Below are 14,791 nucleotides of genomic sequence, written 5' to 3'. Positions count from 1 at the left end.
ATTTACTAAAAGGTTTTAGATTAATTATTAATAATATTCATGTTTATTTTTTAAGGATAACACAATTTAAAATATCTTAAATTTAGAAATTCATAAAAATAAAATATACTTTTGACAATTAATTGGTTATACACACTAAATCCTGTTAATTTGTTGTTATAGTAAGCCCTAATAGTTATAAATATGACAGCAATAATTACAGGAACTGGTAGCTACATTCCAACCATCAAAAAGGAAAACAAGCAATTTAACGGCAATCGTTTTTTAAATGCCGATGGATCTTCTTTTGATTCAAACAATACTGTAATTATTCAAAAGTTTAAAACAATAACTGGTATTGAAGAACGCCGGTATGCTGAAAATCATTTTAACGCATCTGATTTGGGTTATTTAGCTGCTGAAAAAGCTATTGAAAACGCAGGAATTGATTCCGAAACTATAGATTATATAATTTTTGCTCATAATTTTGGAGATGTAAAAAGTGATGCTATACAAAGTGATATTCTACCTAGTTTGGCTACTAGAGTTAAGCACTTATTAAAAATTGAAAATCCGAATTGCGTTGCTTACGACATTTTATTCGGATGTCCGGGTTGGGTTGAAGGTGTAATTCAAGCAAAAGCGTTTATAAAAGCTGAAATAGCAAAAACAGTATTAGTAATTGGTTCAGAGACTTTATCTAGAGTTATTGACAAACACGATAGAGATTCTATGATTTATAGTGATGGAGCTGGTGCTTGTATTGTTCAAGCTTCTGAAGATACTGAAAGCGGAATTTTGAGTCATGCTTCACAAACTTTTGCAAAAAAAGAAGCTTTTCATTTATATTTTGGAAATTCTTATGATAAAAATGAAGATCCAAATGTTCGCTATATTAAAATGTATGGACGAAAAATATATGAATTCGCTTTAAATCATGTTCCAAATGCTATGAAAATAGCGTTAGATAAAAGTAATGTTGATATTTCTGAAGTTAAAAAAGTTTTTATCCATCAAGCAAATGAAAAAATGGATGAAGCAATTATCAAACGCTTTTACAGACTTTATAAAAAACCTGTTCCGGAATTTATTATGCCAATGAGTATTCATAAACTAGGAAACAGTTCTGTAGCTACGGTGCCAACATTGTTAGATTTAGTTTTAAATAATAAAATTGAAAATCATACTGTTGAAAAAGGAGATGTAATTATCTTAGCATCAGTTGGAGCAGGTATGAATATTAATGCAATTGTTTATCGTTATTAAATTCTAAAAAAATACAAGCAAAAATAAAATCAAACTATTATTTTTGCGGATGCAACAACACAACGTACTTATTTTAGATTTCGGTTCGCAATACACTCAGTTAATTGCTCGCCGCGTTAGAGAATTAAATATTTATTGTGAGATTCATCCTTTCAATAAGATTCCAGAAAACATAGACAACTTTAAGGCAGTGATTTTATCAGGTAGTCCTTATTCTGTTAGATCAGAAGAAGCACCTCATCCTGATTTGTCAAACATTAGAGGAAAAAAACCACTACTTGCTGTGTGTTATGGAGCTCAATATTTAGCTCATTTCTCTGGTGGTTTAGTAGCTCCTTCAAATACTCGAGAGTATGGAAGAGCTAACCTTTCATTTGTCCAACAAGATGAAGTTTTCTTTAAAAATATAACAACTGGTAGCCAAGTTTGGATGAGCCACTCAGATACTATAAAAAACTTACCAGAAAACGGAATTTTATTAGCTAGCACACACGATGTCGAAAATGCTGCTTATAAAATTGATGGGGAAACGACATACGCAATTCAATTCCACCCAGAAGTTTATCATTCAACTGATGGAACTCAATTATTGCAAAACTTCTTAGTTGATATAGCTGGATTAGAACAAAACTGGACACCAAATTCTTTTGTTGAATCAACAGTGAGTGATTTAAAAGAAAAAATAGGAGATGATAAAGTAATTTTAGGTTTATCAGGAGGGGTAGATTCAACTGTAGCTGGAGTTTTACTTCACAAAGCAATAGGTAAAAACTTACACTGTATTTTTGTAAATAATGGCCTTCTAAGAAAAAATGAGTATGAAAATGTACTTAAGCAATACGAAGGAATGGGATTAAACGTTAAAGGTGTAGATGCATCTGAACGTTTTTTATCTGCCTTAGCTGGTATTAGTGATCCTGAAACTAAAAGAAAAACAATTGGAAGAGTTTTTATTGAGGTTTTTGACGATGAAGCTAACAAGGTTGAAAATGCAAAATGGTTAGCACAAGGAACTATTTATCCTGATGTAATTGAATCAGTTTCAGTAAATGGTGGTCCGTCAGCAACAATTAAAAGTCATCATAACGTAGGTGGTTTACCAGATTTTATGAAATTGAAAGTTGTAGAGCCTTTACGTATGATTTTTAAAGATGAAGTTAGACGTGTAGGAGCATCGATGGGAATTGACAAAGAGTTATTAGGTAGACATCCCTTCCCTGGACCAGGATTAGCAATTCGAATTTTAGGAGATATCACTTCAGAAAAAGTTCGTATTTTGCAGGAAGTGGATGCTATTTTCATAGACGGATTGAAAGAAAATGGATTGTACGACAACGTTTGGCAAGCAGGCGCAATTTTATTACCTGTTAATTCTGTTGGAGTTATGGGAGATGAACGTACATATGAAAAGGTAGTTGCACTAAGAGCAGTTGAAAGTACCGATGGTATGACTGCTGATTGGGTAAATTTACCTTATGAATTTTTACAAAAAACATCTAATAAAATAATAAACAATGTTAAAGGAGTAAATAGAGTCGTTTATGATATCAGCTCTAAACCTCCAGCAACAATAGAATGGGAATAAAAATTGGTCTCATTTTTGGTTTAAAAAAAGTTATATGAATAAAATAAAATTTTGGGCTATTACATGTGTCTTAGCACTTTTGGTTTCTTGTAGTCAACAAAAAAGGTATATCTCTTATAAAGTACAAGAGGGTGAAACTTTGAAAGACATCGCTAAGAAAGTTAATGTTAAAACTGAAGATTTAGAAAGATTAAATCCTGATGTTGGAGATAATCCTACTGTTAATAGTACTATCATTATACCAAATCCAGAATTTAAGAAAACACTTCCTATAATTCAAAAAACAGATAAAGGAAAAGATAAGGAGGTGGTAACTGAAACCGAAACTGATCAAGAAATTCCAGACACAACTGATGTAGATAAAGTTAAAGAAGTTCCTGACTCTACTCAAATTGTAAGAACTATATATACTTATAAGTTTCATACAGTACAACCAGGTGAAACTGTGTATCGCTTGACTAAAACTTACAATATCACTAAGGATGAACTAATTAAGTTAAACCCTGAGTTTCCCAAGATTAAGGATAATTTATTAAGTGTTGGACAAGAATTAAAAGTTAAAGTAGCTGAGAAAAAGGTGGTATATATTTCTAGAGAAGAAGACTTAAAAAATCATGTTACTCATACCGTACAACCTAAGGAAACAGTTTATAGTTTAACTCGTTTTTACAATATTAGCAAACAAGAACTTATTGATTTAAACCCTGAGTTCCCAGAAATTGCTGATAATTCATTAACTATAGGTCAGGTTTTAAGAATTCGACCAATTGAAGAGAAACTAACTTCTGATAGCTCAACTATGTATTTAGATACAATTGCTATTTCAGAACCTATAAAACTTACTTTCTTATTACCGTTTAAAGCAAAAGAACTTGATAGTCTTCCAGAAGAAGATATTTTTGATGTTTTAAAATCTGGAGGTAGCGCTAGAGTAGCGAACATGGTAACGGACTTTTACATGGGAGCAGAAATGGCTTTGGACTCAATTACTAGCATGGGAATCCAAGTTGATGTTTCAGTTTTTGATACTGGAAACAGAGGAAGTTTAATTGAAAGAATTATCGATGAAGATAAACTTCAAGAGAGTGATGTTATAATTGGTCCTTTTTATTCTGATCAAGTTGAAAGAGTGGCTGACAAGGCTAAGAACGCTGTTGTTTTTCCACACTTTTCAAAAAGTCAAGACGAATTTTCTTCTTCTAACGTAATTAAATCTGCTCCAGATAAAAAGACTCATAGTGCTTTTTTAGTTGAGTATTTAAATGAAATTTACAAAGGAGAAACTATATTTATTGTTAGTGATGGACAAAAGCAATCGGACGAACAATTAGAGTTTCTTGAAAAACAGTTTAAGAAAAATGATTCAATAAAACATATTTACACATTAAAACCAGAAGATGGCTTTATTAAAAAAGAACGTTTTACTGAAAAAATGAAGCCTAATGTTCATAACTGGGTAATTCTCACTTCCGATGAAAAATCATATATAGCCGATGCAATTAATAGCATGGTTGTATTACCTGAAGATGTAACTGCTCAAGTTTTTACTATTGACAAAGCACCTGCATATAACGACATCAATAACAACACGTTAGCTAGAATTGACTTCACGTATGTTACTGATAACTTTTACGATGAAAATGATAAAAATCTAAAGAGTTTTATTAAAAAATATAATTCTAAAAATAAAGATATTCCTTCTGAATATGCTATTCGAGGTTTTGATTTAACTTATGATGTATTAATTAGAATGGCTTCTGGTGAAGATTTAATAGATACTTATAAAGAAGGTATATCTATGCGACTAGTAAACAAATTTGATTTTAAGAAAAAGTTCCTAGGTACAACAAATAACAGAGGATTATTTATTGTAAGATACACAAAGGACTTAACCTTAGAGCGTTTGAAGTAGTTCTTACAATCAATAAAAAAATAAGAAATCCGATATAGTAAAGTTAGTTATATCGGATTTTTATTTTCATACATTTCTTTATAATAGTTTTGGTAGTCACCACTTGTCACGTTTTTTACCCAATCTTGATTTTCTAGGTACCATTTTACAGTCTTTTCAATACCTTCTTCAAATTGTAATGAAGGTTCCCATCCTAATTCTTCTTTTAATTTAGTTGAATCAATTGCATACCTATAATCATGTCCTTTTCTGTCTTTCACAAAGTTTATTAGTTTATCAGATGTGCCAACAGGGTTTCCCAATACTTTATCAACAGTCTTTATTAACACCTTTATTAAATCTATATTTTTCCATTCATTAAACCCGCCAATATTATAAGTATCACCTATATTACCGTTATGAAAAATTATATCTATTGCCCTAGCATGATCTTCAACAAATAACCAATCTCTAACATTTTCTCCATTTCCATAAACTGGAAGCTGCTTTTTATTACAAATATTATTAATAAATAATGGTATTAGTTTCTCAGGAAATTGATACGAACCATAATTATTTGAACAATTCGAAATTATTACAGGCAACTGGTACGTGTCATAAAAAGACCTTACAAAATGATCTGATGACGCTTTAGAAGCCGAATAAGGAGAGTGAGGATCATAAGGTGAATTTTCAGTAAAAAACCCTTTATCATCTAGACTGCCATAAACCTCATCCGTTGAAATATGGTAAAATAATTTATTTGTAAAATCATCTCCCCAGTTATCTTTAGCAGCTTGTAATAAATTTAGAGTTCCCATAACATTAGTCCGTGCAAATGCTAAAGGATCTTTAATAGAACGATCTACATGAGATTCTGCTGCTAAATGAATAACACTGTCAATCGCATACTTTTTAAATAAGAAATTAATATGTTCTAGTTCGCAGATATCAGCTTTTTCAAATGTATAATTCTTTTCTCCTTCTATATCTTTTAGATTTTCCAAATTACCTGCATAGGTTAAAGCATCTAGATTGATAATATTTTTATTAGGATACTTCTTAACAAATAATCGAACTACATGTGAACCGATAAAACCAGCACCTCCAGTTATTAAAATATTTTCCATAATCTTACTCTTTACAATTTCTAATACATCTCTCTAATGCATCTTTCCAAAACGGAATTTCAATATTAAAATCACCCTTTATTTTAGAAGTATCCATTACCGAGAAACTAGGTCTCTTTGCAGTAGTAGGATAATCTTTTGTTTTGATAGGATTTACTTTACAAGATAGATTAGCTGTTTTCATTATTTCCCTAGCAAACTCATACCAAGATATAGCTCCTTTATTTGAATAGTGATAAATTCTAGCCTTATTTTTAAAATCGGTATCTATCAAAAAAATGCAAAGTTTAGCCAAATCATTTGCATAAGTAGGAGTACCTATCTGATCATCAACCACGTTTATTTCTTGCTTTTCATTTCCTAATCGCATCATTGTTTTAACAAAATTTTTCCCAAAACAAGAGTATAACCACGACACTCTAATTATCATCCCATGAACTCTTGACTCTAAAAAATATTCTTCCCCTTTTTGTTTAGAAACTCCATAATAATTAACTGGGTCAACTTCCTCAGACTCGTTAATAGGAAACGTATTATTTCCACTAAAAACATAATCTGTAGAAATATGAATCATCTTTCCTCTCTCTTTTATTGCTTCGGCTAAATTTTTAACACCTTCGGCATTAACATTCATAGCACTGACTTTATCATCTTCTGCATTATCTACTGCGGTATATGCTGCACAGTTGATTACAAAATCTATACTATTATGTTTTATGTACTTTTCAACATTAGAGAAATTAGTAATATCGAGCGTTTTAGAGTTTTCGAAAAAAAAAGTATGAGACGATTCTTTAGATTCTTCTCTTATTTCAGATCCTAATTGTCCGGAAGCTCCTGTGATTAGTATGTTCATATTAGTACGTAAAGGGACTCTCTAAATTTTTAAATAAAGGCAATACCTTGTCTTTATCAGAAAGTTGTATTTCATCTACAGTAATCTTCCAATCTATTTGCAAACTTTCATCATTCCATAGTATACCAGATTCATACTCTGGTGCATACCAATTATCTACTTTATAGGCAAATATTGCCTCTTCTGACAACACTATAAAACCATGGGCAAAACCCCTTGGAACAAAAAGCTGTCTTTTATTTTCTTCAGATAATTCAACTACTTCATAATTCCCATAAGTTGGAGAACCTTTTCTGATATCTACAGCAACATCTAACACCCTACCTTTTATACATCTTACTAATTTAGCTTGAGCAAAAGGAGGCTTCTGAAAATGCAATCCTCTTAAAACACCTTTGGAAGATTTTGATTCGTTGTCTTGAACGAAATGAACCTCTCCAATATTTTCTTTGAACTCATTAAAATTAAAAGACTCAAAAAAGTATCCTCTATGGTCGCCAAAAACCTTCGGCTCTATAATTGTTAAATCAGGAATTGCTGTTTTAATAAACTTCATAATTAATCTTTAACCAAGTTTAGTAAATATTGACCATAATTATTCTTCTGCAAGGACTCTGCTAATTTTTTGACTTGCTCTTTTGTTATATACCCCATATAAAGAGCTATTTCTTCTATACAAGCTACTTTAAGACCTTGTCTTTTTTCAATCGTTTCTATAAACTGTCCAGCTTCCATTAATGACTCATGTGTTCCAGTATCTAACCATGCGAAACCTCTTCCCATTAACTCAACTTTAAGTTCGTTTTCTTTTAAGTAGTGTTGATTTACAGAGGTTATCTCTAATTCTCCTCTATCGGAAGGTTGAACATTTTTTGCCACTTCTACAACTGAATTAGGATAATAATATAAGCCAACCACTGCATAATTTGACTTTGGCTTTTTTGGCTTCTCTACAATAGAAACAGCATTATTACTTTTATCAAATTCTACTACTCCATATCGTTCAGGATCTTTTACATAGTATCCAAAAATTGTAGCTTTATTTTCTTTTGTAACATTATTAATAGCTCTAGCAAATAACTCAGGAAGTCCATGACCATAAAAAATATTATCGCCTAAAACCATACAAACATCATCTTTCCCTATAAACTTTTCGCCAATTATAAAAGCTTGAGCTAATCCATCTGGAGAAGGTTGTTCTGCATAACTTAATTTTAAACCTAACTCTTTTCCTGTTCCTAAAAGTTTTTCAAAATTTGGTAAATCGTCTGGTGTAGATATGATTAAAATTTCTCTAATACCCGATAACATCAAAACCGAAAGAGGATAATATATCATCGGTTTATCATATACAGGAAGTAATTGTTTAGATACACCTTTAGTAATAGGATATAATCTTGTTCCTGATCCACCTGCTAGTATAATTCCTTTCATTAACTTAGTTATAAAACACTAAAATTAACCAAATATGTTAAATAAACATCGTTTTATGAAGTTAAGATTGATCCTGCTTTAATTACAGCATTATCATCTATTTGAATAGCATAGTCAATTTTAGTTCCATTTCCGATATAAACCTTCTCTCCAATTTCGCCTCCTGCTGATATAGAAACTGTAGGCATAATCATACTATACTTTCCAATTTTAGTATCGTGAGCTATAACTACAGCAGTATTTATATACACAAAATCTGAAATTTCAATATTTACTGTTAATACTGAATTAGCCGCAATTACAACACCTTTCCCTAAAACGACATTCTCTTCTGAATAAATTTCAACAGAAGGGTGAATTAAGGTTGGAAATTTAATCTGTGAATTGAATATTTTATTTTTTATGAGCTCTTTAATTTTTGGATTTCCAATGGCAATTACCACATATAATTCTTCATTGATTTGGTTTAATTCTTCTATTTTTCCAAGGATAGGAAAACCATTAATTAAATCATTTGACAAATTATCATCATAAAAACCAATGAAATTCCAAGAATTTTCTTTTCTATTGATAGATTGAATAATCCCAAGAACTTCTCTCCCTAAACCTCCAGATCCTATTACTGCTATATTCTTCATAAGCTGGCGCTCCTTTTTTCAATCTTCTTAAACATATAAATGTAGAGAGATATTAAGGCAATACTTATTGTTACAGTAATTAATAACTGATTATATGTACTAAATTGATAGGTATAAAATACAACTACATTGATTGCTAATTGTAACACTGCATAAATAACAGAGACACTTAAATGTGACAACTTTAAAGTATGTACCAACTTCTGGTAAATATGTTTTCTGTGAGGTTCTGTTAAACTCTCACCTATAGATTTTCTATATATAACAGTTAAAATAGCATCTCCACTATACACCGATACTAATAAAATTAAAACAGGCGACATAGTTTGATAAATTAAATAACCTCCAACAAAACAAAGTAAAACAGCAAGTGTTATACTTCCAATATCACCTGCAAACATTCTTGCTTTTTTTCTGAAATTATAAAACCCGAAAATTACAATTGACATTAAAACATATATTAACAAATCTTGGTCTACTACATTTTCTTGGTGATTAATAGCTATGAAAGCTAAAATAGTAACAATACTATAAAAACCAGTAATACCATTTATTCCATCCATAAAGTTATATTCATTCACCAGCCCAACACCAAGTATTAAAAATGGCAAAATCCACAATCCACTTTCTGGAATAATACCTATTTCATAAAAACTTAAACCAACTGCTAAAAATTGAAATGGTAATCGTATTGAAGAGCTTAATGTAACTATATCATCAATAAAACTAATGATGGCTAAAAATGAAACACCTACAAAAAAATATGGATATTTAAAACCCGATAGTAAAAAGAAAATTAAAATTCCAAAGTAAAATAGAATTCCTCCTCCTCTAATGGTTGGTGTAGTGTGAGAACTTCTATGATTGGGTTTGTCGATGATATTGAACTTATCTGCTAGTTTTAAATAGATAAAAGATACTGCGGATAGAACGACAAATATTACTAAATAATTCATTTAATCTTATTTTAAGAAATATCTTACAAAACCATTAATCATCCAATAAGATGTATAGTACAATGCTTTAATCGTCGAAAAGTTTTGAGTTTCTTTGAGGAATGATATATGTTTTAAAATTAATTTATATTTTTTACTAGTAGCTGAATTTTTTACTTGGCGATAGTAAGCTAACTCTTGATAAATTCCAAAGCTAGGTGTACCACTCTTTAAAATGGCTAACCAAAGAGCATAATCTTGTTTTCTAGCATGTTCGGACATATAAAACTTCCCTATCTCATTAGCATTATATACTGCTGTTAAACAACTAATTTCAGTTCTTTTTAGTAAATCAAAATATGTTACTTTTTTATTTACACGAAATGTTGATTTTATAGTATTGCCTTCTTCATCAACATAACCGTATGACGTATGTGTAAAATTATAACCATTATTAATCATAAAAGCAATTTGTATACTTAGCTTTTCAGGATGCCACAAATCATCACTATCTAGAAAAGCAATGTAAGTTCCATTCGCTTTTTTAATTGCAAAATTTCTTGTCTTACCAGATTTTAAATTCTCTATATTTTTAAAAACTTTTATTCTTGAATCTTGCTTTTGTAATGACGTTAAGATTTCCCATGAATTATCAGTAGAACAATCGTCTACTAAAACCCATTCCCAATTTGTATACGTTTGTTTAAAGACCGATTCTGCAGTCTTTTCCAGAAACCTACTAGCGTTATATACTGGGGTTATTATGGATACCAATCCTGAATTATCATTTGTGTTTTCCATACAATTTATTCACTCAAAAAATCATTAATTTCACCTGGAGAAAGAGAAAAATCAATACTGTTATGTTTGTTTATTAATTCTGGATTATCGAATCTCTTTTTTACAACTTTTGCAGGACTCCCTACAACTATAGAATGGGGAGGGACATCTTTTAACACCACGCTACTAGCTCCAACTACAGCTCCTTTACCTATTTTGACTCCCATTTTAATTATGGCATTTGCTCCAATCCATACATCATCTTCAATTATAGTTGTATGTCTTATCTGATCTTTATACAATATAGTCGAAGTTGACATTTTTTTGTAATCATGTTCCATACCTCCAACGATTACATTTGGTGCTATGCTACAATAATTACCTATAATTACATTATTCATTATAACGTTTGGTCCAAAATAGTTGTATTTACCTATTTTACTATCGTATAACTTAGTAGATAAACTAATTTTATTTTTACTGCTTAACTTTATCTTAGATCTATAGATAGTGGCATGCATAAAATGAACAAATAAATTAATCAGTTTTTTCATTGTCAATAAAATTTACTGTTAGTTTTCTTTTTCTTAATAAAAAATTTAATATATCTAGAATGATAATAATGAAAAGTAAAAAGTTAAATGTATAAAACATTAATGAACTTTTTTCAGACATATAATACTCTATACCTACTAATAATGTTACTTTGAGCGCAGATTTAATTAAAAAATCCATTTTAATAATTTTCTTCCAAAGATTTAAATCAATTCTATATAAATATAAAATATAAGTTAATAAATTTATAATAAGGATTGAAGTCGGATATAATATATTAATTTCACTAATCATACATCCAAATGAAAACAAAATTGTTAAAAAGGAAGTTAGTATGTTTATTTTCAAAAGAAAACCGAATTTTTTATTGAACACCAAAATTGCTTTGGTATACTGAGATATAAAATAAACTAAAGAGCCTAAAATCATGATTAGTATACCACTAATCATATATCCATTGGAATCTAAATTTAATTTTGACGTTAAATAAAAAAAAACAACATTGAAATAAATTAAACTAAACAAGAAAAAGAGCTTATTGAAAAATTGAATTTTAGAAGACAATTTACTATCGATTTTATTTACAATTAATGATTCATAAAAATCATGAATAATAATCCGGTTAGACATACTTACCAAAAGTGCAAAAAAACCAATGTATGTTTGTAGTACACTAAACTCTATTAAATACTCAGAATCATTCTTAAAATTAATAAAATATCTAAAACTCACATAAGCCAGATATATAAGTAATGGTTGTACCGTCAATATCCAAGAAAATTTAAAGTATTTCAAAATTTCATTAATATTGAAATTTAGATTTAAATACTTAAAAACATGAATAGAAAACAAGATATTACACCCTATAAAAATATAATAAACCAATTCTATATTTAGTTTATAGTTTTTTGATAGTAAGACAAATAATATCAAAAAGAAAGACAATTTGGGAAACACATTTGTGTAAACCATTTTTTTATTTTCTTTCAAAACAAAGAAAAACTCAGTCAGGACATTATTTATATTAAGGCTTATAGTTACAGATAACAAGAGTAAGTTTTCAATACTTAATAAATTAAAATAACATAATAGATTTGAAGCTATTAACGTTATAATATTTAGAATAAAAACTAGAGACAATGAAAAACGCAGATTCCTTTCTAAAGCTTCTTCCTTTTTTTTCTGTTCTAAGAAATATGTAGCACATCCGAAAGAAAGTACAGTAGAAAAAAGAAATATAAAAGGCATCTCTAGCGTAAACCTAGCAAATTCATACTTGATTAGCTTTATTCCAAGAATCCAGAACAACAAAAAAGAAAATGCCTTTGAAAAAACCTCATTAACAATCAATAACGCTTTATCAATATGTGACGATATATATTTAAAAGTTTTCAATATTTTTTTTCTTAAAAAGATTATAATAGTCAATAAAGTTTATTAAAAAAAACAAGGTGAAAACCGATAAGAAATCCATTTGATAAATTGTTAAAACTACACATAAACACAACACTATCAATAAGTAATAATGCTTACCTATTATAAACGTTTTGAATGCTTTAAAGACTTTAGGGATAAAAAGTAATGAAAATGGTAAAAGACAAAAAAACAAATTTAGAAGTGATGAAAACGACATGTATTCCCTAAAGTTAAAATTTAATTCTAATGAATTTTTAATTAATTTTTGAACAGATTCTTCTCTATTAGAATCATGAATAACAGAAGATAACTCCTTTGCTCCTAGGTAAACACTTAAAAAATCAAGTATTTCTTTACTTTTTATTATAAATACTATGATAGTTGCAGAAAACGTCAACCAGGCACGCTTAAAATAAATTAAAAATAATAATGCAGATGCAATAAAAGTACTTCTAGTTAAGTACACATTACTAAAAAAAATACTACAAGATATTAATGTTATAAAAATCAAGTGATCTTTGATATTCCTGTTTTTTTCAACTTCTGTTTTATAAAAAAGAACAAGATAAAAAATAACTGAAAAAGAAAAGAATAATAAAGAGACATAATTGATACTAGCTATTCCAAAACATTCTGATAAATAGGCATAATCATCAAGTCTATTTATATTTAATATGTAAAAATAAATTCCAACTATAATCAATAAAATTGCATTTATTCTAATAGTATTATGTAGCAAATCTATAAGTTTTTTCTCCTTTTTTTTCTGCAATAACATTTTAAAGAAAAACATGGGAGTAAGAGCAGAAAGTATAAGAGCTGAAACAGTGCCCGAATATCCTAAAACATATAAAAAAAAAGCTATTATCATCATTAATAGCATTATTAAATCACTAAAAACCAAGTTATTAGACTTCAGCGAAAACACAAGTAATAATGCTAACACAAGTGAGTAATTAACTTGTGTTATAATTTGATAATAACTCTTAAAAACAAGAGGAATTAAGTGCAAAATCAAAAATAAAAATAATAAGAATTTAACTATTTTCTCTCTATTCATAAGTTGCTAAAATATCCTGAAGAAGTTTTTCTTTAAATTTTAGAAAATCCGTTAAGTAATCCGAGTTTTGAATTTTACTGTTTTCAATTAACTCTTTTATATCTATTCCTGTTCCATCATCAACATGAACTATGTTAGAGCTCAATAAATTTCCAAAATAATTTTCAAGACGTTTTATATCCTTATCTAAAAGTACTGTAGGTACACCATAATCTAATGCATCAAAAAGGCAAGCTGAATTAAAGGTAACATGTAAATTCGCTTTTGTCAAGGAAAACTCTAATGGTTTCAAATTACATATCTCATAATCAACATTATCGTTTGAACCGAATAGATTAGTAAATTCAGAGATAATTTTTTTATTAATCTCAGGATTCTGTATTTGAGATGGATGTAGCTTTATTATGAAGTTATAGCATTGCTTTTCTATCAAGTTTAATAATAACTTAGGAAATACAACTCCTCCTATACTGTTTTCTCTTTCAAATTCCTTGTCATAAAAGGGCTGTAATGTTACTAAAACAGTACTCTTATTACTACTATGTAAATCTATTTTATCGTTTACTTTATATATTTCAGAAAAAAAATATTGATTCAAGTTACCAATTAAAATTGGAGTTGAAAAGTTAAAAATATCATTTTTTTTAATTTTTGAAACAGTATGTTGGTTTCTACAAAGAATATAATCAGGGAAGCCTTCATTATTGATTTTAGATCTTTTACCCATGGAATAATAACTAAACTCATCGTCAAATTCAATGATACCATGTTGAACATCGTAGGTTTTAATTCCCCTCATTTTTGCAGCTAAACAAATTTCTACTGAAGGCTGAATACCAATAATAACCTTAGGTTTAATAACATCTAATAATCTTCCGTAAAATTTAACGATTGGATCTTTTTTGCTATCTTTTAACCTAATAGATCTAAACTTTATTAATCTTACTAAAATTCCCCATACGAAATAAAGATTTAGATTGACCACGTTTCCAAACACTTTTTTCCCGCTATATTTAGAGAAAGGAAGTGCCAAAGTTATACCTGAAACTTTCTGTAATTGTATGTTTATTGAATCAATAAGTGGACTGTAAAGTTTATTTAAAAAATTAACTGGTCTACTATTATCGTGACATAAATATAGAATATCGTGTTGTGTTATTCTTTTTATTGAAACAAAATGTAAAAACCCGTTTACAATCCCTTTAAAACTCATATTTCTTTTAAAGCGATTAATATATCTTAGAAATTTTATCATTTCTGTAAACT

Annotated in this window: 14 protein-coding genes; 3 read left to right on the top strand and 11 right to left on the bottom strand. The window is 28.9% G+C overall.

The annotated features are described in order from the left end of the window. Positions 1-183 precede the first annotated feature (183 nt). Genes EV195_RS14650 through EV195_RS14640 form a run of 3 tightly spaced genes read left to right on the top strand, consistent with a single transcriptional unit; the run spans position 184 to position 4,742 of the window. The gene (locus EV195_RS14650) at positions 184-1,245 is read left to right on the top strand and encodes a 3-oxoacyl-ACP synthase III family protein (RefSeq protein ID WP_132795718.1); all 1,062 of its coding nucleotides are present in this window, start codon (positions 184-186) and stop codon (positions 1,243-1,245) included. A gap of 49 nt (positions 1,246-1,294) precedes the next feature. Beyond that, complete coding sequence (guaA, locus tag EV195_RS14645; protein ID WP_132795717.1) at positions 1,295-2,830, top strand: glutamine-hydrolyzing GMP synthase; 1,536 nt, start codon at positions 1,295-1,297, stop codon at positions 2,828-2,830. A gap of 34 nt (positions 2,831-2,864) precedes the next feature. Then, positions 2,865-4,742, top strand: a complete 1,878-nt coding sequence (locus tag EV195_RS14640; RefSeq protein WP_132795716.1) for an amino acid ABC transporter substrate-binding protein — start codon at positions 2,865-2,867, stop codon at positions 4,740-4,742. Positions 4,743-4,789: 47 nt separating this feature from the next. Here the strand turns inward: EV195_RS14640 and rfbB are convergent, their stop codons facing one another. The 11 genes from rfbB to EV195_RS14585 are packed head-to-tail and all read right to left on the bottom strand — an operon-like array spanning position 4,790 to position 14,780. After that, entirely contained in the window at positions 4,790-5,854 is a 1,065-nt protein-coding gene (gene rfbB, locus EV195_RS14635; RefSeq protein WP_132795715.1) for a dTDP-glucose 4,6-dehydratase, read from the bottom strand. 1 nt (position 5,855) lies between these two features. Next, positions 5,856-6,707 (bottom strand): dTDP-4-dehydrorhamnose reductase, encoded by an 852-nt coding sequence (gene rfbD, locus EV195_RS14630; protein ID WP_132795714.1) that lies wholly within the window; start codon positions 6,705-6,707, stop codon positions 5,856-5,858. A 1-nt stretch (position 6,708) separates the two neighbouring features. Then, complete coding sequence (gene rfbC / locus EV195_RS14625; RefSeq protein ID WP_132795713.1) at positions 6,709-7,263, bottom strand: dTDP-4-dehydrorhamnose 3,5-epimerase; 555 nt, start codon at positions 7,261-7,263, stop codon at positions 6,709-6,711. A 2-nt stretch (positions 7,264-7,265) separates the two neighbouring features. After that, on the bottom strand, positions 7,266-8,141 hold the full coding sequence (gene rfbA, locus EV195_RS14620; protein WP_132795712.1) for a glucose-1-phosphate thymidylyltransferase RfbA: 876 nt from the start codon (positions 8,139-8,141) through the stop codon (positions 7,266-7,268). 53 nt (positions 8,142-8,194) lie between these two features. After that, complete coding sequence (locus tag EV195_RS14615; RefSeq protein WP_132795711.1) at positions 8,195-8,779, bottom strand: PglD-related sugar-binding protein; 585 nt, start codon at positions 8,777-8,779, stop codon at positions 8,195-8,197. After that, complete coding sequence (locus EV195_RS14610) at positions 8,776-9,735, bottom strand: MraY family glycosyltransferase (RefSeq protein WP_132795710.1); 960 nt, start codon at positions 9,733-9,735, stop codon at positions 8,776-8,778. Before EV195_RS14610 ends, EV195_RS14615 begins: the two co-directional genes overlap by 4 nt. Positions 9,736-9,741: 6 nt before the next feature. Continuing rightward, complete coding sequence (locus EV195_RS14605) at positions 9,742-10,515, bottom strand: glycosyltransferase family 2 protein (protein ID WP_132795709.1); 774 nt, start codon at positions 10,513-10,515, stop codon at positions 9,742-9,744. A 5-nt stretch (positions 10,516-10,520) separates the two neighbouring features. Continuing rightward, the gene (locus tag EV195_RS14600) at positions 10,521-11,015 is read right to left on the bottom strand and encodes a CatB-related O-acetyltransferase (RefSeq protein WP_165915747.1); all 495 of its coding nucleotides are present in this window, start codon (positions 11,013-11,015) and stop codon (positions 10,521-10,523) included. A 16-nt stretch (positions 11,016-11,031) separates the two neighbouring features. Beyond that, on the bottom strand, positions 11,032-12,444 hold the full coding sequence (locus tag EV195_RS14595; RefSeq protein ID WP_132795707.1) for a hypothetical protein: 1,413 nt from the start codon (positions 12,442-12,444) through the stop codon (positions 11,032-11,034). Then, on the bottom strand, positions 12,431-13,525 hold the full coding sequence (locus EV195_RS14590; protein ID WP_132795706.1) for a hypothetical protein: 1,095 nt from the start codon (positions 13,523-13,525) through the stop codon (positions 12,431-12,433). The genes EV195_RS14595 and EV195_RS14590 overlap by 14 nt, the downstream gene beginning before the upstream one ends. Beyond that, positions 13,518-14,780: a hypothetical protein gene (locus EV195_RS14585; RefSeq protein WP_132795705.1), complete on the bottom strand. Its 1,263-nt coding sequence runs from the start codon at positions 14,778-14,780 to the stop codon at positions 13,518-13,520. Before EV195_RS14585 ends, EV195_RS14590 begins: the two co-directional genes overlap by 8 nt. Positions 14,781-14,791: the final 11 nt, after the last annotated feature.

The organism is Tenacibaculum skagerrakense, assembly GCF_004345825.1.
GTDB lineage: Bacteria > Bacteroidota > Bacteroidia > Flavobacteriales > Flavobacteriaceae > Polaribacter > Polaribacter skagerrakensis.
The sequence above is the reverse complement of the archived record's forward strand: the minus strand, read 5'-3'. Positions and strand labels throughout refer to the sequence as shown.

Excerpts from the sequence above, each read along its gene's own strand:
- EV195_RS14605 (WP_132795709.1), bottom strand. The coding sequence starts at position 10,515 with ATGGAAAACACAAATGATAATTCAGGATTGGTATCCATAATAACCCCA.
- EV195_RS14640 (WP_132795716.1), top strand. The coding sequence starts at position 2,865 with ATGAATAAAATAAAATTTTGGGCTATTACATGTGTCTTAGCACTTTTG.
- EV195_RS14615 (WP_132795711.1), bottom strand. The coding sequence starts at position 8,779 with ATGAAGAATATAGCAGTAATAGGATCTGGAGGTTTAGGGAGAGAAGTT.
- guaA (WP_132795717.1), top strand. The coding sequence starts at position 1,295 with ATGCAACAACACAACGTACTTATTTTAGATTTCGGTTCGCAATACACT.
- rfbC (WP_132795713.1), bottom strand. The coding sequence starts at position 7,263 with ATGAAGTTTATTAAAACAGCAATTCCTGATTTAACAATTATAGAGCCG.
- EV195_RS14600 (WP_165915747.1), bottom strand. The coding sequence starts at position 11,015 with ATGCATGCCACTATCTATAGATCTAAGATAAAGTTAAGCAGTAAAAAT.
- EV195_RS14610 (WP_132795710.1), bottom strand. The coding sequence starts at position 9,735 with ATGAATTATTTAGTAATATTTGTCGTTCTATCCGCAGTATCTTTTATC.
- rfbA (WP_132795712.1), bottom strand. The coding sequence starts at position 8,141 with ATGAAAGGAATTATACTAGCAGGTGGATCAGGAACAAGATTATATCCT.
- EV195_RS14585 (WP_132795705.1), bottom strand. The coding sequence starts at position 14,780 with ATGATAAAATTTCTAAGATATATTAATCGCTTTAAAAGAAATATGAGT.
- EV195_RS14650 (WP_132795718.1), top strand. The coding sequence starts at position 184 with ATGACAGCAATAATTACAGGAACTGGTAGCTACATTCCAACCATCAAA.
- rfbD (WP_132795714.1), bottom strand. The coding sequence starts at position 6,707 with ATGAACATACTAATCACAGGAGCTTCCGGACAATTAGGATCTGAAATA.
- EV195_RS14590 (WP_132795706.1), bottom strand. The coding sequence starts at position 13,525 with ATGAATAGAGAGAAAATAGTTAAATTCTTATTATTTTTATTTTTGATT.